This window comes from Spongiibacter sp. UBA1325 (assembly GCF_002306875.1).
Taxonomy (GTDB): Bacteria; Pseudomonadota; Gammaproteobacteria; order Pseudomonadales; family Spongiibacteraceae; genus Spongiibacter; species Spongiibacter marinus.
This window is the reverse complement of sequence record NZ_DBTD01000010.1, coordinates 411,826-432,254: the sequence shown is the minus strand read 5'-3', so window position 1 is coordinate 432,254 and position 20,429 is coordinate 411,826. Positions and strand designations below refer to the sequence as shown.

Annotated in this window: 20 protein-coding genes; 17 read left to right on the top strand and 3 right to left on the bottom strand. The window is 56.6% G+C overall.

Translation table 11 applies throughout. The features are described from left to right. Positions 1-212 precede the first annotated feature (212 nt). From B3K78_RS13990 to pyk, 6 genes are all read left to right on the top strand, one after another. On the top strand, positions 213-1,277 hold the full coding sequence (locus B3K78_RS13990) for a 3-ketosteroid-9-alpha-monooxygenase, oxygenase component (RefSeq protein ID WP_027873552.1): 1,065 nt from the start codon (positions 213-215) through the stop codon (positions 1,275-1,277). A 46-nt stretch (positions 1,278-1,323) separates the two neighbouring features. Then, positions 1,324-2,235, top strand: coding sequence for a VOC family protein (locus B3K78_RS13985; RefSeq protein WP_286695919.1), 912 nt, complete (start codon positions 1,324-1,326; stop codon positions 2,233-2,235). Between the two features lie 93 nt (positions 2,236-2,328). Further along, on the top strand, positions 2,329-3,477 hold the full coding sequence (locus B3K78_RS13980) for an acyl-CoA dehydrogenase family protein (RefSeq protein ID WP_286695918.1): 1,149 nt from the start codon (positions 2,329-2,331) through the stop codon (positions 3,475-3,477). Positions 3,478-3,694: 217 nt separating this feature from the next. Continuing rightward, positions 3,695-4,465 carry a flagellar motor protein PomA gene (pomA, locus tag B3K78_RS13975; protein ID WP_204995991.1) on the top strand — a complete coding sequence of 257 codons (771 nt, stop codon included), beginning with the start codon at positions 3,695-3,697 and terminating at the stop codon, positions 4,463-4,465. After that, positions 4,465-5,322 carry a flagellar motor protein MotB gene (locus tag B3K78_RS13970; protein ID WP_204995990.1) on the top strand — a complete coding sequence of 286 codons (858 nt, stop codon included), beginning with the start codon at positions 4,465-4,467 and terminating at the stop codon, positions 5,320-5,322. Before pomA ends, B3K78_RS13970 begins: the two co-directional genes overlap by 1 nt. A 98-nt stretch (positions 5,323-5,420) precedes the next feature. Then, a complete protein-coding gene (gene pyk, locus B3K78_RS13965) occupies positions 5,421-6,842 on the top strand; it encodes a pyruvate kinase (protein WP_286695917.1) in 1,422 nt (473 codons plus the stop codon). A 37-nt stretch (positions 6,843-6,879) separates the two neighbouring features. Here the strand turns inward: pyk and B3K78_RS13960 are convergent, their stop codons facing one another. Further along, on the bottom strand, positions 6,880-7,659 hold the full coding sequence (locus B3K78_RS13960) for an SDR family oxidoreductase (RefSeq protein ID WP_286695916.1): 780 nt from the start codon (positions 7,657-7,659) through the stop codon (positions 6,880-6,882). Between the two features lie 279 nt (positions 7,660-7,938). Between B3K78_RS13960 and npdG the strand changes: the two genes are divergently transcribed. From npdG to B3K78_RS13925, 7 genes are all read left to right on the top strand, one after another. Next, positions 7,939-8,613 (top strand): NADPH-dependent F420 reductase, encoded by a 675-nt coding sequence (gene npdG, locus B3K78_RS13955; protein ID WP_204995987.1) that lies wholly within the window; start codon positions 7,939-7,941, stop codon positions 8,611-8,613. A 9-nt stretch (positions 8,614-8,622) separates the two neighbouring features. Next, complete coding sequence (cofE, locus tag B3K78_RS13950; RefSeq protein ID WP_027873559.1) at positions 8,623-9,393, top strand: coenzyme F420-0:L-glutamate ligase; 771 nt, start codon at positions 8,623-8,625, stop codon at positions 9,391-9,393. Then, positions 9,393-10,349 carry a 2-phospho-L-lactate transferase gene (gene cofD, locus B3K78_RS13945; RefSeq protein ID WP_286695915.1) on the top strand — a complete coding sequence of 319 codons (957 nt, stop codon included), beginning with the start codon at positions 9,393-9,395 and terminating at the stop codon, positions 10,347-10,349. Before cofE ends, cofD begins: the two co-directional genes overlap by 1 nt. A gap of 3 nt (positions 10,350-10,352) precedes the next feature. Next, entirely contained in the window at positions 10,353-11,075 is a 723-nt protein-coding gene (gene cofC, locus B3K78_RS13940; protein WP_286695914.1) for a 2-phospho-L-lactate guanylyltransferase, read from the top strand. Beyond that, entirely contained in the window at positions 11,075-13,525 is a 2,451-nt protein-coding gene (cofH, locus tag B3K78_RS13935) for a 5-amino-6-(D-ribitylamino)uracil--L-tyrosine 4-hydroxyphenyl transferase CofH (RefSeq protein WP_286695913.1), read from the top strand. The genes cofC and cofH overlap by 1 nt, the downstream gene beginning before the upstream one ends. Positions 13,526-13,548: 23 nt before the next feature. Further along, entirely contained in the window at positions 13,549-14,310 is a 762-nt protein-coding gene (locus tag B3K78_RS13930; RefSeq protein WP_286695912.1) for an SDR family oxidoreductase, read from the top strand. 83 nt (positions 14,311-14,393) lie between these two features. Then, on the top strand, positions 14,394-15,281 hold the full coding sequence (locus B3K78_RS13925) for an AEC family transporter (RefSeq protein WP_286695911.1): 888 nt from the start codon (positions 14,394-14,396) through the stop codon (positions 15,279-15,281). Between the two features lie 34 nt (positions 15,282-15,315). On the opposite strand, the gene B3K78_RS13920 is transcribed toward B3K78_RS13925, so the two are convergent. Further along, positions 15,316-16,101: an enoyl-CoA hydratase gene (locus B3K78_RS13920; protein WP_286695910.1), complete on the bottom strand. Its 786-nt coding sequence runs from the start codon at positions 16,099-16,101 to the stop codon at positions 15,316-15,318. A gap of 118 nt (positions 16,102-16,219) precedes the next feature. Then, a complete protein-coding gene (locus B3K78_RS13915) occupies positions 16,220-16,705 on the bottom strand; it encodes a DUF3806 domain-containing protein (RefSeq protein WP_286695909.1) in 486 nt (161 codons plus the stop codon). A 184-nt stretch (positions 16,706-16,889) separates the two neighbouring features. On the opposite strand from B3K78_RS13915, the gene dapA reads away from it, so the two are divergent. From dapA to purC, 4 genes are read left to right on the top strand one after another with little or no spacing between them, the layout of a single operon-like run. Next, positions 16,890-17,765 carry a 4-hydroxy-tetrahydrodipicolinate synthase gene (gene dapA / locus B3K78_RS13910; RefSeq protein ID WP_027873567.1) on the top strand — a complete coding sequence of 292 codons (876 nt, stop codon included), beginning with the start codon at positions 16,890-16,892 and terminating at the stop codon, positions 17,763-17,765. Positions 17,766-17,805: 40 nt separating this feature from the next. Further along, positions 17,806-18,813: an NlpB/DapX family lipoprotein gene (bamC, locus tag B3K78_RS13905; protein WP_286695908.1), complete on the top strand. Its 1,008-nt coding sequence runs from the start codon at positions 17,806-17,808 to the stop codon at positions 18,811-18,813. Then, positions 18,813-19,571: an MBL fold metallo-hydrolase gene (locus tag B3K78_RS13900; protein WP_286695907.1), complete on the top strand. Its 759-nt coding sequence runs from the start codon at positions 18,813-18,815 to the stop codon at positions 19,569-19,571. Before bamC ends, B3K78_RS13900 begins: the two co-directional genes overlap by 1 nt. An 18-nt stretch (positions 19,572-19,589) precedes the next feature. After that, positions 19,590-20,309 carry a phosphoribosylaminoimidazolesuccinocarboxamide synthase gene (gene purC, locus B3K78_RS13895; protein WP_204995978.1) on the top strand — a complete coding sequence of 240 codons (720 nt, stop codon included), beginning with the start codon at positions 19,590-19,592 and terminating at the stop codon, positions 20,307-20,309. The last annotated feature ends 120 nt before the right edge of the window (positions 20,310-20,429 follow it).

The following is a 20,429-nucleotide window of genomic DNA, read 5'->3' as shown; positions in this document are numbered from 1 at the left end:
TTAACCTAGCCTGATGCACCATCTTGTGGCGTTGTTAAACGGTGGTTAAACAATACTGAAAAATGGAGAAAAATCTAATAAAAACAGTGTGTTGTGATATTTTTTTGGTCGTCTAAACGGATTATAGAAGGCTTGCCTTGGCTGTGTGAGAATTTTCACCGTGATAGCAGGGCCCCGGCCAGAGGGTCTGCCGAATAACCGAGGAGAGAAAAATGAGCGAGCCCGCGCAGGCACCGCGTCAGCCCCATATTATCGAAGCTAAGGAATTGCCAGACCGCTATGGGCGGGGATGGTATTGTTTGGGGCTGGCCAGCGAATACGATGAAAAGCCGGTCAAGCTAAACTACTTTGGCACCCGCATGGTTGCGTATCGCGGGGAAGATGGTCAAGTCCATATTCTCGACGGCTACTGCCCTCACATGGGGGCAGACTTGAGTGAAGGCTGCGTGGAGGGTAACTCCATTCGTTGCCCATTCCACTCCTGGCGCTGGGGCGCCGATGGTGTGTGCGATGAGATCCCCTACGCCAAGCGCATTCCCCCGAAAGCGGTTATCCGCAGCTATCCAACGCTGGAAGAGAATCACCTGTTATTCATGTGGTACGACCCAGAGGGCCTGCCTCCTATCGAAGACCAGCGCCCGCCGCGCATCGATGACCTGTTCAGCCCGGACTGGACGATCTGGCAAATGGATCTGATGACCATCAATACCAACAGCCGCGAGCTGGTGGATAACATGGCGGATGTGGCGCATTTTGGGCCGATTCACGGCGCGCCTATCAAAGAGTTCAAGAACATTGTTCACAAGCATACCTACGAACAAGTCTTGGTCGGCGGCAGCGAGCTGTTGGCGGAAGATGGCGAGCTAACCTCCAGTGCCAAATACTTCGGTCCGGCATACATGAACACATACATGACTGGCCAGGTAGAGGGTATGGACGTGGAGTCGCGCTTGCTGGTGACCCATGTTCCCATCGACCAAAATAGCTTTGACCTGCGGTTTGGTGTGGCGGTTAAGAAAATCCCGGGTATGAGTGACGAGCAGAACAACGAGATGGCGCGTCAGTACACGGAGCAGAACCGGACAGCGTTCTTCCAGGATGTACATATCTGGCATACCAAAACCCGTGTTGATAACCCGGTATTGTGTGATGGCGACGGCCCAATCAACCGCCTGCGTCAGTGGTACAACCAGTTCTACGTGGATCGTGCGGATGTACCTGAGGTCTTTAACGAGCGCCGTGAGTACACAGTGGATTACGCCATTCGCAATGGCTAATGGCATTGTGCAGCGAATTTAATAATCGATAACACAGGATAAACGCATGGATGTACGCAGTTTAGGCTACGTCGTAATCGAGTCGGCAGAGCCGTCGAAGTGGTTGGAGTACGGTCGGGACATTCTCGGCCTGATGCCTGCGCCGAATATGCCGGACGACGGCAATGTTTACTTGAAAATAGATGAGCGTCCGTTTCGCTTTGCCATTGTCAAAGGTGACGCGGAGCGACTGAGCCGCTGCGGCTGGGAACTGCGTGATGCGCAAGACTTTGCCGATGCCAAGCAGCGCTTGACCGAGGCGGGAGTCGCCTTTGAAGAGGGTAGCAGCGACGATGCCAAGGCGCGGCGCGTGCGCGAATTGATCGTATTGAAAGACCCCTCGGGTAACGAGCTGGAGCTTTATTGGGGCGGCGAACTGGACTTTGCTAAATTTGTTTCACCACTGGGTATCAGTGGCTTTGAAACGGGTTTCAATGGCGACATGGGCCTGGGGCATGCCGTGCTGCCAGCAGCTAAGCTCAGCGAAACGCACACGTTCTACAAAGACGTGCTCGGCTTTGGTGACAGTGACTACATGCACTTTCACTTCTCGCCAGATCCCAATGACCCCGGTCAGGGCTTGAACTTTATGCACGTGAATAACCCGCGTCACCACAGCCTTGCGTTATACGAAGACAGCAGCAACCCGGTGGGCTGTGTTCACCTTATGCTGGAAGTGAAAGACACCGATGAAGTGGGTTACTGCCTGGATCGCGTTGAAGCAGCGGGAATTCCCATTGTTTCGACCCTGGGACGCCATACCAATGACCGGATGCTGTCGTTCTACATGGCAACACCAACAGGCTTTGCCATGGAGTTTGGCACCGGTGGTTTGCAGGTGGATTGGGACGATTTCACGCCAACCGTGACATCGCTGCCCAGCCTCTGGGGGCACAAGTTCAACATGCCTGACGCCTAAAGCCCGGTAAAATCCTTTGCCCGCTGCACCGCGTAATGGGGTAGTGGGCGGTAAATCATAAGACCAAAGACAGAATACAACAGGAGAGCGGTGATGAATTTTGAAACCATGATGGCTGCAATCAAAGAATTGCAGCCAGTATTTCGTGAGCGTGCACCGCAAACGCGCCAAGAACGTAAAGTGCCTCAGGCCTCGATTGATGCCCTGCAAGATGCGGGCTTTTTCCTGAGCTTGCAGCCCAAGCGCTACGGCGGCTTGGAAATGAAGCCGCAAGAATTCTTTAAACTGCAAATCGCCATTGCCGAGGCGTGTATGTCTACGGCGTGGGCCAGTGGCATTATCGCGGTTCACGCCGTGCAGCTGGCGATGATGGATGACCGCGCGCAGCAGGCCGTGTGGAACGATTCGATCCATACACGTATTTCTTCCTCCTATGCGCCAATGGGTAAAGTGACGCCCACTGAAGGCGGTTTTAAACTCAGCGGTCGTTGGGGCTGGTCAAGTGGTAGCGACCACTGCACCTGGGTGCTGCTGGGCGCAATCGTACCGGGCGAGGGCTACCGTACTTTCTTGGTGCCGCGCAGCGACTACGAAATTATCGATACTTGGCAGTCGATGGGCTTGGAAGGCACCGGCAGCAACGACATCGTGGTAGACGACGTATTCGTGCCTGACTACATGACCCACAAGCAAAGCGACGGCTTCGCGGGAACAAACCCCGGTTTGGCTGTGAACGACGCGCTCTTATACCGCCTGCCTTGGGCGCAGAGCTTTATTCGCGTCGTCTCGACCCCGGCTATCGGTGCCTGTAAGGCGACCGTGGAGCTCTACAAGCACGCGGTGTTGAACAAAGCCAGTGGTGACCCCACTAAACTCGCGGGCGATACCCAGGTGGTAGAGCGTATTGCGGCGGCCCTAAACGGTATCGACGAGATGGAGACCATTCTCTTCCGTAACTTCGATGTGATGTTGGCGCAACTTGAGCGCGGCGAAGAGATTCCTCTGGAAGACCGTGTTCGCTATCGCTACCAGGCGTCTCTGGTTATCAGCAAGAGCATCGATATTGTCGATTCACTGTTTGAAGTGGCCGGTGGTCACTCAGTATTTAATAACAGTGAAATTCAGCAGCGTTTCCGTGATGTGCACACCGCCCGTGCCCACGTTGCTAACAACCCCACCGGCTTTGGCCGTAACTTCGGCGGCGTTGCTCTGGGTATGGAAAACGGGGACTTCTTCATTTAAGCGTCGCAAAGTTTTACTCCTACCGACAAGCCCGGCATTCGCCGGGCTTTCTGTTTTCTGGCCCTTAATTTGGCAAGGGCAAACCCGTATAGAAAATCTCCGCCTGCAGTCGCAAGCTGTGCAAAACCTCTAAAGGTCTTCTGGCTGCCGCCGATATATGCATTAAGGGGCCAGCTGTCAGGTCGAATTGGCAGAGTCTGTATAGCGGAGAAATATCTTGGATATAGCAACCCTGCTGGGAATGTTTGGCGCATTGGGCGTGATTATTGCGGCCATTGTTTTTGGCGGCAGTGCCGGTGGCTTCGTCGATATCCCCAGCCTGTTGATCGTAGTGGGCGGCGGAACATTTGCCAATCTGGTGAAATTTCCGCTGGATCAAACCCTCGGCGCCTTCAAGGTTGCCTCGCGCGCCTTCTTTCACAAGCCAACCAGCTCATCACAGCTAATTAACGAGTGCGTTGAACTGGCGGGTATCGCGCGCAAAGAGGGGCTGCTGGGTCTGGAGTCGCAGGAAATTACCAATGAATTCCTCAATAAAGGTGTGCAGATGGCCATTGATGGTCACGACCCCGCATTTGTTAAGCGTTTATTAAATAAAGAAATCAATCTGACGATCGAACGCCAGGAAATGGGTGAGGCGGTATTTCGTGGTTTTGGTGATTCCGCGCCGGCAATGGGCATGATTGGTACCCTCGTCGGCTTGGTGCAGATGATGTCCAATATGTCTGACCCCAAGGCGATCGGGCCGGCGATGGCGGTTGCGCTGCTTACTACCCTGTATGGCGCTGTGCTGGCAAATGCTGTTGCGCTGCCAATGGCGGACAAGCTGAATTTCCGTACCCAGGAAGAGCGTCGCAATCGCCACCTGATACTGGAGGCGGTTGACGGCATACAAGAGGGCTTGAACCCGCGGGTGCTCGAATCACTGCTGTCGACCTATCTGCCCGACAATGCCCGCGATAAAGAAGAAAAGGCTGAGGAAGCCTAGTGGAAGACGTCCCCGAGAAAAAAGCGGCGGCCGGAGCGCCTGCCTGGGTACTAACCTTTGCAGACTTAATGTCCTTGCTGCTGGCTTTTTTCGTTCTGTTGTTCTCATTCTCCGAGATGGACAAGCAGAAATTCAAGGAGCTGTCGGGCTCTATGCGCGATGCCTTCGGGGTACAGCGGGAGGTTCCCGCCTTTAAGCCACCGATTGGTACCAGTATTATCGCGCGAGACTTTAGCCCCGGTCGGCCAACGCCAACCGTCGAAAACCAAGTTCGCCAACAAGCCGTCAATGAAATGCGCATCTACGCTGAAATGGCAATTGACGAATCCGAGCGGATTAGCAAAGAGGAGCTGGAGGCTGATCTGCAAAAGGTAAAACGCCACTTGGATATCGAGATTCGCGATGGCTTTGTAGAGGTTGATGATGATGGGGAGCGGGTTATTACGATCCGCATCAAGGAGATGGGCTCGTTTCCCTCTGGCAGTGCCGAGCTCAACAATGACTTTAAACCGGTGATCAATAAAATCGCGGAGTTGGTGGGGGATATTGGCGGCCACGTGGTGATTGCTGGCCACACCGATAATCTGCCAATTAGCACCTCGCGCTTCCGCTCAAATTGGGATCTGTCTTCCGCGCGAGCCGCAACGGTGCTGGAGAGTATCGCAGAGCGCAGTGGCCAGCCAGCCGAGCATTTCCGCTTAGCCGGGCACGCTGATACCCGACCCTTAGATACCAACAGCACAGCGGAAGGGCGAGCGCGCAACCGCCGTGTTGAGGTTATTTTGCTGAGAGGGGGTGTCCATGACTCCGCTGTTGGTCCGGTCTATGGTGGTCGCGAAGCATCGGTGCTTGAGTAGTGCCAGAAATATTCTCTCCTGACGTCGAACCGCAATCTTCGGCGGTGTAACATGGTGAGCGGCAACTTAGCCGTTTCAGGGAGTGTAAAGAGATCACCATGCGTCGTACCAAAATCGTAGCCACTGTCGGTCCCGCCTGCGATTCAGAAGCGCTCTTGCGAGCAATGATATCCGCGGGCGTGAACGTGTTCCGCTTAAATTTTTCCCATGGCAGTGCCGAGGAGCACAAGGCGCGCTGTCAGATGATTCGGGAAATCTCTGCCGAAGAAGACCGCTACGTCGCAGTGCTTGGCGATCTGCAGGGGCCAAAAATCCGTCTGCGCACACTTGCCGTCGATGCCGTTGATGTCGCGCCGGGCGACGAGCTTATTCTCGATACTCGCTTAGCGGATGGTGAGGGCGATGAGCGTCATATCGGGGTCGATTACCAACCGCTTGCCCGTTCGGTGGCGGCTGGTGATACCTTGCTTATCGACGACGGCCGGCTGCAATTATCAGTGGTAAGTGTGGAGGGCGAAGCGGTGCATTGCCGAGCGGAGAGCATCGGTATATTGCGCTCGCGAAAGGGAATCAATCGCCTGGGGGGTGGCCTTTCGGCGCCGGCACTGACAGACAAAGACTTAGCCGATATCAAGCACGCAGCGGAAATGGATCTGGATTTCATTGCCATTTCTTTTCCCAGCAGTGCGGCTGATATCAATGATGCGCGGGACAAGCTTCAGAGCGCGGGTTGCCACGCGCAGATCATCGGCAAGATTGAACGCGCCGAAGCGGTTGCCGAGGACGAACATCTCGATGCGCTCATTCGCGCTTGCGATGGCGTGATGGTGGCACGTGGCGACTTGGGGGTTGAAATTGGTGACGCCAGCCTGATCGGCTTGCAGAAGCATATTATCAAGCGGGCGCGGGTGCTCAACCGGCCGGTGATCACTGCCACCCAGATGATGGAATCGATGATCAGCAATCCCATTCCCACTCGCGCAGAGGTGTTTGATGTCGCCAATGCGGTGCTCGATGGTACCGACGCGGTGATGCTGTCTGCCGAAACGGCTGCGGGCCAGTATCCGCTGGAAACCGTTAAGGCCATGTCGAGAAACTGTATGGGGGCGGAGCGCTATCCCTCGGCGCGAAAATCCAGTTACCGGATCGAGCGCAGCTTTGAGTCCGTTGAAGAAACCCTGGCAATGAGTGCCGTGTTCGCCGCCAACCATCAAGTTGGGGTGAAGGCCATTGTGTCCTTAACCGAAACCGGGCGAACGGTGTTGTTAATGTCGCGACTGACCTCGGGCATTCCGATTTTTGCGTTTAGTCGCAATGCTGCAACCTGCCGCCGGGTGAGCCTCTATCGCGGGGTGTTTGCGGTATCTAGCGCAGGACCGTCGCCCGCGGTGCACGACTGTATTGAAACGCTGAAAGCGGGTGGCCATGTCGATGCCGGTGATTTGATCATTATGACCATGGGTGACCAGGTTGGCGTGGATAACCACACCAATACCATGAAGATCGTTCGCGTACTGTAAGCAGGGGCCAGTCTGCTGGCCCCATTCAAGGCATCATTTATTTTTCGTTGTCGGCGTTAGCGGCGTCCAAAAACGCGGGCTTTTCACCTCCGCCGTGCACGGTGAGCGCTGCACCGCTCACGTAGCTGGCCATGTCACTGGCCAGGAATAAACAGGCCTCGGCAATATCGTTGGGAACCGCCATTCGTCCCAGTGGGATCGTTTCGCCCACTGCCGCAATACCGGCTTCGTCGCCGTAGTGCAAATGGGACTGTTCGGTGCGAATCAGGCCGGCAATAATCGTGTTGCTACGCACCTTGGGCGCCCATTCCACGGCTAGGGAGCTGCTCAGGTTTAACAGGCCGGCTTTCGCTGCGCCATAGGCGGCGGTACCCGGCGACGGGCGTTGGGCGCTCACTGAGGCAATATTGACGATGCTGCCGCCTTCCTGCTGCTGCATCACCGCATTGCAGGCCTGGGCAAAGAAGAGTGGCGCGAGCAGATTGAGACGCACGATGGATTCAGAAAACCGTGGCGAGGCGGTGGCCGCATCGGCATAGGGGGCGCCGCCGGCGTTGTTGATCAGAACGTCGATGCGACCAAATTTCTCTTTCACGCTGTCGACAAAGGCCTGGACAGCGTCCGGGTCGCGAACATCCAGCGCGCTGAACCACGCTTCCCGACCCTCAGCACTGGGTAGGCTGTCAGGCTCACTGCGACCGCAGATCGCTACGTCTGCCCCGGCAGCCAAAAAACGTTCGCTGATACCGCGGCCAACACCTTTTCCGCCGCCGGTAACGATGACGACTTTACCCGTAAAATCCAGTGCGTTTTGCATTCCTTTTTACCTACCTTGTGTCCTGTCATGTTAGTGTTTGCAGCGGCTTGGCTTCTTGCGAGCCAATAATCGCCGCGAAATTTTTGGGCGACAGTTTATCGCTTTAGCCCACGATTTAATATGACCGTATTTTTATGCGTAAATGACTTGTTTTGTCAGTGCCAGTTATAGTGCCCACGTTATACTGGCGATCGGTTTGATGTGCTGGGAGCCTGCCGCTGTGTTCGTCGGCGATAGCGTCCAGTCGTGAGTTTCAACATAAAGATAAAGGTATGTGATATGTCCAACAGTGCAGTAATTGCGATTTTAGGCGGTACCGGTAATTTGGGTACGGGCTTAGCCAGACGCTGGGCCCAGGCGGGTTACCGCGTGATCATCGGTTCTCGCACCCAAGAGAAGGCCGAGCAAGCGGTTGCTGAGCTAAAGGCATTGATGGATGAGCGCGGGGTCGACGCCGTCGCAGTCGAGGCGATGGATAATCAATCGGCGGCTGAGGCGGCAGATATTGCCGCATTGACCGTACCTTTTGCCCACCACCGCAGCACACTGGAGTCGCTGCGCGGCGCGCTGCAGGGCAAGATCCTGATCGATGTGACGGTTCCCCTGGTGCCGCCCAAGGTAGCGCGGGTGCAACTGCCAGAGGAAGGCTCTGCTGGACAGATCGCGCAGGAGATTCTCGGCGACGACGTCAAGGTGGTGTCGGCCTTTCAGAATGTGGCGGCCGTACATCTGCAGGAGGGCTCCGAGCTCGATTGCGATGTCTTGGTTTGCGGTAACAATAAAGAGGCGCGGGCAACGGTTATTAACCTGGTTGAAGCCGCCGGGCTGCGCGGTTTCCATGCCGGCAGTATCGCCAATGCGGCGGCAGTGGAGGCGATGACCTCTCTGCTGATATTTATAAACAAACAATACCAGTGTCATGCGGGCATTAAACTCACGGGTGTCGACGAGTAAGTTGCACAGATGGCCAGTTCGCAATTACAGCTAGTTGCCTTACAGAATTTCCCGCTGGTGGAGCCAGGAGACGATTTGAGCGCCATGGTGGCTGATTCGCTGCTCGGCAATCAGCTAAGCCTGCAAGATGGCGATGTGCTGGTGCTTGCGCAGAAGATCTTCTCCAAGGCGGAAGGGCGCTATGTTCGTTTGTCTGACGTCTCACCCAGTGAAGAAGCGCTGGCACTGGCGCAGCGCTGCGACAAGGACCCGCGGCAAATGGAATGCGTGCTTCAGGAGTCACGGGAGGTGCTGCGGGCACGTCCGGGTGTGGTGATTGTGGAGCATCGCCTCGGGGTGGTTCACGCAAATGCTGGCATCGACAAGTCGAATATCCCCAATACTGAAGACGACCCCCAGTTGCTGCTGTTACCCATTGACCCCGATGCCAGTGCGCGGCGTTTAAAGGCGGCGCTGGACGCACGTTTTTCGGCAAATATTGCGGTGATCATTAACGACAGTGCGGGGCGGGCCTGGCGCAATGGCACGGTGGGCTTTGCGCTCGGCACTGCCGGCTTCGAGGTTGTTGAAAACCGCATAGGCGATGCCGACCTGTTCGGCCGCACTCTCGAAGTCACTGAAATTGCCGTTGCCGACGAGCTCGCTGCGGCGGCGTCTTACCTGATGGGGCAGGCTGATGAGGGCTGTCCGGTGGTGCTGCTGCGTGGTGCTAACTTGCGCCCCTCTGACGAGGGCTCGCAGGGTTTATTGCGCGACCGAGACCGGGATATGTTTCGCTAATGGCGACGTTATCGGGAAAATTTCTCGCACTGAGCGGGGGCGTTGGCGGCGCCAAATTAGTGAGGGGCTTGGCCGAGTGCCTGCCACCATCGCAGCTGCAAGTGGTGGTGAATACGGCCGATGACTTCGACTACTGGGGCTTACGAATTTGCCCCGACCTCGACTCCAATCTCTACGCCCTGGCAGACCTGAATGACGAACAGCGCGGCTGGGGATTGCGCGATGAAAGCTGGGTAACGCTGGAAGCGATGCGTCGACTCGACGACGGCCAGTGGTTCCAGTTGGGCGATCGCGATTTGGCGACGCATTTGTACCGCACTCAAGCGCTGGCGGCGGGGCAGTCGTTAACGGATGTCACTCGTCAGTTGGGCGAGCGCCTGGGCTGTCCCGCGGCGCTGCTGCCCATGACCGAACAGCGCGTAGCAACGCGAGTGTTTACTGATATGGGTGAACTCGCCTTCCAGGAATATTTTGTTCGCGAGCGCTGTGAGCCCCGAGTGGAGAAGGTCGTTTTCGACGGCCTCGATACGGCTCAGCTCAACCCGGCGATTATCTCAGCGCTTGCCGACCCTGCCTTGCGCGGCATCATTATTTGTCCATCTAACCCATTTCTGAGCGTCGATCCGATTTTATCCTTGCCGGGGTGTCGCGAGGCGCTCATGCAAGTGAACGTGCCGGTGGTCGCTATTTCGCCGATTGTGTCCGGCGCGGCGGTGAAGGGCCCTGCTGCAAAAATGATGCACGAGCTCGATATACCCCGCAGGGCGGCGGCGGTGGCTGAGTACTATGGCGACCTGCTGGACGGCTTTATCATCGACAGTGCCGATGCTCAGCAGTGCGATGACATCGCCCAGACGGGGGTCGCCTGCCGAGCTGTGCCAAGTATGATGACCACTCTTGATAGCAAACGGCGCTTGGCCGAGGAGACGCTGTCGTTGATTGAGGAATTGGTGTAGGGCATGTGGTTAATACTCCCACTGAAGGATTTTGTTAAAGCGAAACAGCGCTTGTCCGGGTGTTTGAGCATATCGGAGCGGCGGGCCTTGTTTCAGCACATGGTGGAAGATGTATTGGCCCAGCTATCGGCGGTCGATGAAGTGGATCAGCTGTTGATTGTGTCTGACGACCCAGCGGCGCATCTGCTTGCCGAGCACTTTCACGCACTTTGCTGGCCGGAATCGCAGCTGGGCAGCGGTTTGAATGCGGTGTTGGAGGCGACCCTGGATCGAATCTCCTGCTTGGATAAGCCTCCGCAGCACGTCATGATTGTACACGGTGATTTGCCTTTATTGAGCGCGGCTGAGCTGCGTGACCTTATTGCGGTGCAAGGCGGGGCAAGCGAACAAGTGGTTATCGCCACGGATCGCCACGGCGGTGGCAGTAATGTTGTGTTGATGCCCTTAGCAAGCCGAATCCGCTTGCGCTATGGAGAGGGCAGTTTAACTGCCCACACCGCAGAGGCGGCGGCGCGCAATCTGTCGCTTCAAGTGTTCCACGCGCCTGGCCTGGCCAACGATATCGACACCCGTGAGGACCTGCTAGCGCTGGTGAGTGCAGGCACCTCCAGTCGCGCCCCGCAAACGATGCGCTACCTGAGTGAAAGTGGTATTGCGCGCCGCTTATTGCAGATGAATCCTCGTGAGTGCGCGGCGGTTGAGCCGCCGCGAGTAGTGAGAAGCTGATGATGAATTCTATGTCGATTGACGCCCTTCTAGAGACGGCCTTGCACGGCTCGCTCAGCGATGAGCAGGCTCGACAACTCAGTCGCTGCGAAGACACCGCCACGCTGGCGACAGCGGCAGCGACCTTGCGAGACCGGGGCTTCGGGAGCGGTGTGAGTTATTCCCGCAAAGTCTTTATTCCCCTTACCCAGTTGTGTCGCGACGTTTGCCACTACTGCACCTTCGCCAAAACTCCCAAGCGTATCGAGCAGGCGTATATGCCGGTCGAGCACGTGATTGAGCAGGTGCGTCAGGCCGAAAAACTGGGTTGCAAAGAAGCCTTGTTTACCCTGGGTGAGCGCCCTGAGCTGCGTTATAAGGCCGCGCGTGAAGCGCTCGCGCAGATGGGATTTGCAAGCACCCTGGAATATCTCGCCCATGTTGCGGGGCGGGTCTTGGCGGAAACATCGGTTCTACCTCATATCAATGCGGGCTGCATGAGCGAAGATGAGATTGCTCTGCTGCGTCCGGTCTCTGCGTCTATGGGCATTATGTTGGAGTCGGCATCGGAGCGCCTGTGTGAAAAGGGTATGCCTCACTACGGTTCGCCCGATAAAACCCCTGAGGCGAGATTGCAAACCCTGCGCCGCGCTGGCCAAGCGATGGTGCCGTTTACCTCGGGCATCTTAATCGGTATTGGCGAGACCCGTGCTGAGCGCATTGATTCTCTGCTTGCCCTGCGAGACGTTCACCGCGAGTTTGGCCATTTGCAAGAAGTGATTGTGCAGAATTTTCGCGCCAAGGAAGGCACTAAAATGGCGTCGGCACCGGAGCCCGATCTCGATGACTTGCTATGGACGATCGCCGTCGCTCGGTTGATATTTGGGGCGGAAATGAGCATTCAAGCGCCGCCAAACCTCAGCCCCGGTGTGCTACCGCAGATCGTTGCTGCCGGGATCAATGACTGGGGCGGCGTGTCGCCAGTGACGCCCGACTTTGTGAATCCCGAAGCGCCGTGGCCACACGTGGAGCGCTTGGCCAAGGAAACGGCGCTAAGTGGTAAATACCTGCACGAGCGCCTTACAATCTACCCCTCTTATGTCCGACGGGCGCAGCATTGGCTGGACCCCGCATTGGTGCCGCGCCTACTTAGTCGCGTGGATGGCCAGGGTCTGCCGAGGGTGGACGAATGGCTGACCGGGCAGGCCGCTGATGCGCCCGCGGCGGAGCTTGCATTGCTTGCTAAGCGCCGGCCTGTTGCAAGTGCCGCTGTTGCCGATATTTTACAGCGAGCAGAGGCTGAGCAGCGGTTAACTCAACAGGATATTGTCAGCTTGTTTGAAGCGCGCGGTGAAGACTTTGCCGCCGTGTGCCAAGCAGCGGACCGCCTGCGCGAGCGGCGCTGTGGCGATACCGTTAGTTATGTTGTCAATCGCAACATCAATTACACCAATGTCTGTTATTTCAAGTGCCAGTTTTGCGCTTTCTCTAAGGGCAAGCTCAGTGAGAATTTGCGTGGCCGACCCTATGATCTGAGTGCCGACGAAATCGCCCGGCGCGCTAAAGAGGCCTGGCAGCGCGGTGCCACCGAAGTGTGTATGCAGGGTGGCATTCATCCTGAATATACCGGGCAGACCTATCTGGATATATTGGCGACGCTGCGCGAGGCGGCGCCGGCAATGCACATCCACGCCTTCTCGCCACTGGAAGTCTGGCAGGGTGCTCAGACGCTCGGTATGCCGCTGGAGGATTACCTGCGGCAATTAAAGGCGGCGGGGTTGCACAGTCTGCCAGGAACGGCAGCAGAAGTGTTGGATGACCGGGTCAGGGCAGTGTTGTGCCCCGATAAAATTAATACCGAGCAGTGGCTTCAGGTCATGGAAGTTGCTCATGGGGTTGGTCTGCCAACAACCGCAACGATTATGTTCGGTCACGTTGACGGCTACGAGCACTGGGCCAATCACCTGCTGGCAATACGCACGTTACAGCTGAAAACAGGCGGTTTTACTGAATTCGTGCCGCTGCCATTTGTCGCCGCAGAATCGCCAATCTATTTGAAAGGGCGCGCTCGTCGCGGGCCAACGTTCCGCGAATCGCTGTTGATGCATGCGGTCGCACGCTTGGTCTTTAATGGCTTGATCGACAATATTCAGGCGTCCTGGGTGAAAATGGGCGCGGAAGGGGTCATGGCCTGTTTGAATGCCGGGGTTAACGACCTCGGCGGGACGCTGATGAATGAAACCATCACCCGGGCTGCTGGTGCTAGCCATGGCGAAGAGACATCGCCTCAGGAAATGGAGCAGCGCATCGCGGCGATGGGGCGCGTTGCGCGTCAACGCAACACCCTCTACGGCGAGGCCGATACGACGCAGATGGAACGGGCCCGGCATGCCGAGCGCTTGGCGGTTGCGGTCAATACGCCGGCGAGCAAGTATGAGCGCAGTAAGCGTCAATTAATCGCCAGCGGCTAATAATAAAAAATAGGAATAACATCATGGCAGTCTATGCAATGACAGGCGGTGCCACTGGCATCGGGGCAGCGATTCGCGAGCAGCTCTGCGACGCGGGGCATCGCGTTGTGTCGGTGGATTTACGCGATGCCGATATCTGTGCGGACCTGAGCGACTACAATGGCCGTCAGAGAGCGATCGACGGTATTCGCCAGCTTTGTCCGGAAGGTATAGATGGTTTTATCCCTTGCGCGGGTGTCGGGCCATCGGTGAAACCGCCGTCGCTGATTGCGCGCATCAATTATTTTGCGGCGGTCGCCGTGACCGAAGGCGTGCTGGACTTGCTGGAAGCACGTGGCGGCCGCGTGGTGATGATTGCCTCGAACTCCGCGCCGATGGTGCCTCTGAACGATTACGTGGAATTGCTGCTCGACGGCGAGGAGGAAGCGGCTTGCGAACTGGCCGATAGTCGCGATACCCATTCCGCCTATGCCGGTTCCAAGCACGCCATCTGCTGTTGGCTGCGTCGCCGCAGTGGCGAGTTGGCGCGACGCGGTATTCGCATCAATGCGGTTGCGCCGGGTATCGTGCAAACGCCTCTTAGCGAAAAGGTACTGGCCGATGCCGAGCTTGGTCAGGCAATGCGAGATTTCGGTGACAGTGTGCCGCTGGGGTGTATTGGTCAGCCTCAGCAAATTGCCGATGTGGTGAGTTTTTTACTTGGGCCGGGTGCCGACTACATGACTGGCGCTATTATTTTTGTCGATGGCGGACACGATGCCATGCTGCGCCCCGACGGCTTCTAGCTTTTTGCCATTTACCCTTGGCAGCGCGCATAATGCGGCCCGAGCACTTTTACTGAACCGCCATACCTGCTGCTAGGGCCGCCATGCTTTCTGTTGTATCTCCCTTACTGCCGATAATGTTGCCGGTGCTGCTGTGCGCCGCCTTGGGCGTTGTTTGGGGGCGCTGCAAACAGCCCTTCGACCAGGAATTTGTGCGTCGCATGGTGATGTGGGTCGGTGCGCCCGCGTTGATTGTGTCAACGCTCGGCAGCGTGGAGATTGCGCCGGCTGTGCTGTCTGAAGTGCTGGCCGCAAGTCTTTTAATGCTGGCCTGGACGGCGCTGCTCGGTGCGGCATTTTGCGCCCTTGCGGGGCTTTCCATACGCAACTTCCTGGTGCCGCTGACCTTTGGTAATTTCGGGAATATGGGCTTGCCGATATGCCTGTTCGCCTTTGGTCAGCAGGGACTGGCGTTGGCCTTGGGGGTATTTTTAGCCACGATGGTTTGCCATTTTTCACTTGGCGTTGCGGTGCTAAATGGCTCAAATGCACTGTGCGCGGTGCTGCGCTCCCCAATCATTTACGCAGGTGCCCTGGCGGCGTTACTGGTGTTTTGTGATTGGACGCTGCCAGCGACGGCAAGCAATACCCTGAGCATTCTCGGTGGCATGTCGATTCCCTTAATGCTGATAACACTGGGTGTTTCCTTAGGCTCATTGCGGGTTGCTGTGGCCGGGCGCGCGGTGATTCTCGGCGTTGCTCGCTTGGCGCTGGGCTTAAGTGCGGGTTTTCTTACAGTGTGGTCGCTGGAACTCGATGGGCTGGTACGCGAGGTTGTGTTGTTACAGTCGGCAATGCCTGCGGCGGTGTTTAACTACCTGCTGGCGGTGCAATATCAGCGTGAGCCAGCCACGGTGGCGGGCATGGTGGTTAGCTCAACGCTGATAAGTTTTATCAGTATTCCGGTGCTGCTGCTTTACTTAAACGTTTGAGGTCAGTGATCTGCTAGGGCAGCGGGAAAGCACGCTAGCGCTGTTGGGCGCGGCCGCGGGCCATAACCTGCAAGCGTCGGGCTTCGACATCCTCGCTACTCACCTGCTGGTTCCACTCACTGGATACGCGATGCTCCTGCGTTAATGCCGATGCCAATGTTTGCTTCGCACCGTCGTCGATCAAGTTGCGATAGCGGCTAAGCATGCCGGGCTCTATAAAGGCAATATCTTCGGCCAGGGCGATCGCTTCGCTAAGCAGCGCGTCCTCGGGATACACTCGGTTCACAAGGCCCCATTCGGCGGCGGTGTCAGCGCTGATAAAGCGACCGCTCAGCGACATCTCTTTTGCGCGGGACAGGCCGATAATCCTCGGTAATTTCTGCGACAGTCCCCAGCCTGGCATGATGCCCACCAGCGCGTGGGTGTCGGCAAAGCGTGCCTGCTCGGAGGCGAGCAAAATATCGCAGGCCAGGGCGAGCTCGAAACCGCCAGTAATGGCAACGCCATTAATCGCGCCGATAACGGGCTTGCCGCATTCGGCAATGGCGGTTACCGGGTTGGAAATCGGGTCTTGGTCGTTTGCCGCACTGAGGTCGTCTCCGGCGCCGAGTTCTTTCAGGTCTAGACCAGCAGTGAAGGCCTTGTTGCCCGCGCCAGTAAGCACCACCGCGCGCACTGTATCGTCGTCTCGGATGCACTGCATCTGCTTACATAGGGCGCTGCGCAGCTCGGCGCTGAGCGCATTCATCGCATCGGGGCGGTTGAGTGTGACAACGGCAACGCCGCTGTCATGGCGCTCGAGTAATACTGTATCGCTCATGGGCTGATCCTTATTATTTATGTTGTTCCGTTGAGCTAAGTGTACTGCCGGCAAAGGGCCAAGATAGCGCTTGGTTACCCGTGTGGAGGAGGCCGGTGGTCGGGCACCGGCTCAGCCCTTAGCGGACGATAATTTTCTTCTTAATGCGCTTAATTTCCTGTTCTAAGCGCTGGTAGATCGCTTGAACATCAACCTCGGCACCCACCCGTACGCGACTGGAAATTTGCGTGACAGGAAACAAAAACTCATCTTTCGCGGGCACCTCTAACGCGCGGCTGCGACCTTTGGCATCGCTGTAGATTACCCACCTCAGGCCATTTTCCCGGCGCAGGTGCTCGCCCATAATAATACCCATTGCCTGCAGTTGTGCAGTTTCATCGGGTTTCACCAGCTTGCGGTTGAGAATGTCTTGAATCAGACGGAGGTCGCTGTCGCGGCCGTGGCCAAAGCTACGTCCCATGGAAATTTGCACCAGACTGTTGAGCTCTTGGCGGCGCTCTTCCATATAGCGCTGGTCCAGTGGTGTCAGTGGGTCGGTGCGCCACTGCGCGGCGCTGGCAACGGTGGTGACAAGCGCCAGCAGAATGGGCATGAGCATTTTCATTGTCGGTTCTCCTGACTTTGTTAATCAGTGATGGCTTGTCGGCATTATACGGCTTTGGACCGACCGATTGCGGCAATGTTTCTGTCGCGGGTAGAGAATGTGCCGAGGCCGCGAAATCTCCCTTGAGCTGGGCCTCTCTGGCCAGTACCATTGGCGGCTTGCAGAAAATTCTGGAGATTCAGGCATGATTACCGGCAGCATTGTCGCCCTAGTTACCCCAATGCACAGCGACGGCAGCATCGACTGGCAGGCGCTGTCTCGCTTGATTGAATGGCACATTGATCAGGGTACCGATGGCATTGTGGCTGTGGGGACCAGCGGTGAGTCAGCGACCCTGGGTATGGATGAGCACAAAATGTTCATCAAAGCCTGTGTCGATCAAGTTGCCGGACGTGTCAAAGTGGTTGCTGGCACGGGCGCGAACTCCACCAGCGAGGCGATTGAGCTTACGGAAGTGGCGCGTGAAGTCGGGGCCGATGCCTGCCTGTTGGTAACGCCTTACTACAATAAGCCCACTCAGGAAGGGCTGTATCGTCACTATATGGCGATCGCCGATGCTGTTGATATCCCGCAAATTTTATACAACGTGCCGGGCCGCACCGCCTGCGATATGCAAAATGCGACCACGGTTCGACTGGCCGATCACCCGAATATTATTGCCATTAAAGATGCGACCGGCGATATTGCACGCGGCCGGGAACTGATTGACGCTGTGGGCGACAAAATAGACGTGTTGTCCGGAGATGATGCCACCGCTATGGAGCTGATGCTGCAAGGGGGTAAAGGCAATATTTCAGTTACCGCGAATGTTGCGCCAGCGGCCATGAAGGCGGTGTGTGACGCCGCGATGGCCGGAGATCGCGCAGCGGCTGAAGCCGCGAATGCGCCACTGCTGGCATTGCACGAGCGACTGTTTGTTGAATCCAATCCTATTCCTGTTAAATGGGCCTTGTATGCCATGGGCAAAATGGAAGAGGGCATTCGCCTGCCGTTGACCCCGTTAAGCGAGGGGGCTCAGCCTCAGGTCCGCGAGGCCTTGGAACACGCCGGGCTACTGTAATCCGCCCCACAAGGGCGCTAACTAATAAGTGAAGAAACGAATGCGTTTTAGCTCCGTCCGTTATGCCGTTATTATTTTGAGCCTTGTCGCGGTCAGCGCCTGCAGTGCGTTCCGCGACCGCTCCCACGATTATCGTCGCGCTCAACTTAGTGAAGCGCTGGTTCTGCCCACCGGGGTGAGCGATGAAGCGCTCGACGACCTCTATGTGGTTCCCGGTATCCGCGACCACCAACCCCTGCCGGGCGAGTTCGAAGCGCCGCGCCCGGAACAGCTCACCAAGAACGTCGGTACAGCTGAGGTCAAAATTCAGCGCCTGGATGATGACCACTGGATTCTGTTAGACGGAGAGCCCGGCCAAGTGTGGCCGCGAGTGCGCGTTTTCCTGGATCGCGCGGGCGTGCAATTGGCCACAATCGATAACGAGCAGGGCATACTCGAAACGCAGTGGCGCGACATTGAACAGGGTGCGCCCCAGGAGCGTTTTCGCCTGCGTTTGGAGCACGGCGTTCAAGTAGGGACCAGCGAAATTCATTTATTGGTGCAACAGGGGATTGCCAGCCAGCCCTGGCCCGCACAGTCCACCGACCCTCAGCGTGAGCGGCAATTGGCGCGGGTACTCGCGCAGTTTTTGGCGGATAGTGAAAATCAGGGGGCTGTTTCTATCCTTGCCAAACGCGGCAGCAAGAGCAAAGGAAAGATCTTTATCGAAGGCGAGGGTAACAATCGCTACCTGCGGCTTTTCCTGCCCTATGATCGGGCGTGGGCAGCGTTGGGACTGGCGCTGAACAAAGCGGGTTTTGAAATTGAAGACGAAGCGCCGGCGGTCAACAAATACTGGCTCAGTTATATCGACCCCGAAGACAAAGACGACGGTTGGCTGAGCGGCTTCTTCGGTGCCAATCGTGCCAAGCGCAGTCGTTACGTGGTGGAGTTGAAGCCAGTCGCTGAAGGACAGTCTGTCATCATTTTGAATTATCAAAAGGGACGTCGTTTGCGCAGTGAAGAACGGGAGATCCTGCTCAATCGGATTATGGGATACCTGCACTAATGCGCTTTGCCTCGCTCGGTAGTGGCAGTAAGGGCAACGCCACACTGATCGAGTCTGACGGGGCCTGCCTGCTGGTGGATTGCGGCTTCACCATTGCTGAGACTGAAAAACGCATGGCCCGTCTCGGGCGTTCGCCCAGCGAATTGAGCGCAATCTTAGTCACTCACGAGCACAGTGATCATATCAAGGGCGTGCTGCCCCTGGCGCGAAAGTACGACCTGCCGGTGTACAGCAGTTTTGGCACCGCAGAATACAAGCAAATGAGAGCCTATAAACGCTGGCAGCAATTGTCCCTTGGCAAGCCAGCGGACATTGCCGGCATTGATGTTTCCCCGGTCGCGGTGCCGCACGACGCCCGTGAGCCCTGTCAATTTGTGTTTCGTTACCAAAAAAAGACCTTCGGCTTACTCACGGACTTGGGTAGTATTACGCCCGTCGTGCAGGAGCAGTACGCGCTGTGCGATGCCCTGTTGTTAGAGTGCAACCACGACATGCCGATGCTACAGCAGGGGCCGTATCCGCCATCACTAAAGCGGCGAGTGGGCGGCGATTGGGGGCATCTCAACAACATACAGGCGGCGCAGCTGTTAAGCCGTGTTGATGTTGCGCGCTTGCAGCACGTAGTGATGGCGCACCTGAGTGAACAGAACAACACTCCTGACCTGGCGAGGTCAGCGGTGGAACCTATTTTAGTGAACAGCGAAGCATTGCTGTCTGCAGATCAACAAGCCGGTTTCGACTGGTTAGAAATCGCATAATAGCGAAAGAGGCAAACCATGGAAAAACGCGAGGAATTGTATTCGGGTAAAGCAAAGTCGGTATATAAAACCGACGATCCGGATCGCTTCATTCTCACCTTCAGAAATGACACCTCGGCGTTCGATGGCGTGAAGGTTGAGCAGCTTGACCGCAAGGGCATGGTCAATAACAAGTTCAATGCGTTCATCATGGAAAAGCTGCAGCAGGCGGGCGTGCCGACGCATTTTGAAGGTCTTCTCAATGACAGTGAGGCGTTAGTAAAGCGCCTTGATATGTTCCCCATTGAGTGCGTGGTGCGCAATATCGCTGCGGGTTCAATCGTTAAACGTCTGGGCGTTAAGGAAGGCTTGGAACTGACGCCACCGACCTTTGAAACGTTTTTGAAAGACGACGCCCTGCACGACCCGATGATCAATGAGTCACATATCCGCAGTTTTGGCTGGGCGACCGACGAGCAGATGGCGCGGATGCGTGAGTTGACCTATCAGGTAAACGATATTCTCAAGGCATTGTTCCTGGATGCCGGTATGCTACTGGTCGATTACAAGCTTGAGTTCGGCGTGTTTAGCGACGGTGAGATTTACCTGGGTGATGAGTTTTCACCCGATGGCTGCCGTATCTGGGACAAAGACACCCGCGAAAAACTCGACAAGGACCGCTTCCGTCAAGACCTTGGTAATGTCGTAGAGTCTTACGAGCTGGTAGGCCGCCGTTTGGGCATGAATTTCGACGATTAATTACCCCCCACCTTTCTGGCCTGCCTCGGGCAGGCCAAGCCCCCGATTTTGGCATTCAGCACAGGCGCGCTAGACTGTTAGCGATAACGTCGTTCCCCTATACCGGCGGTTGAGTTTCAC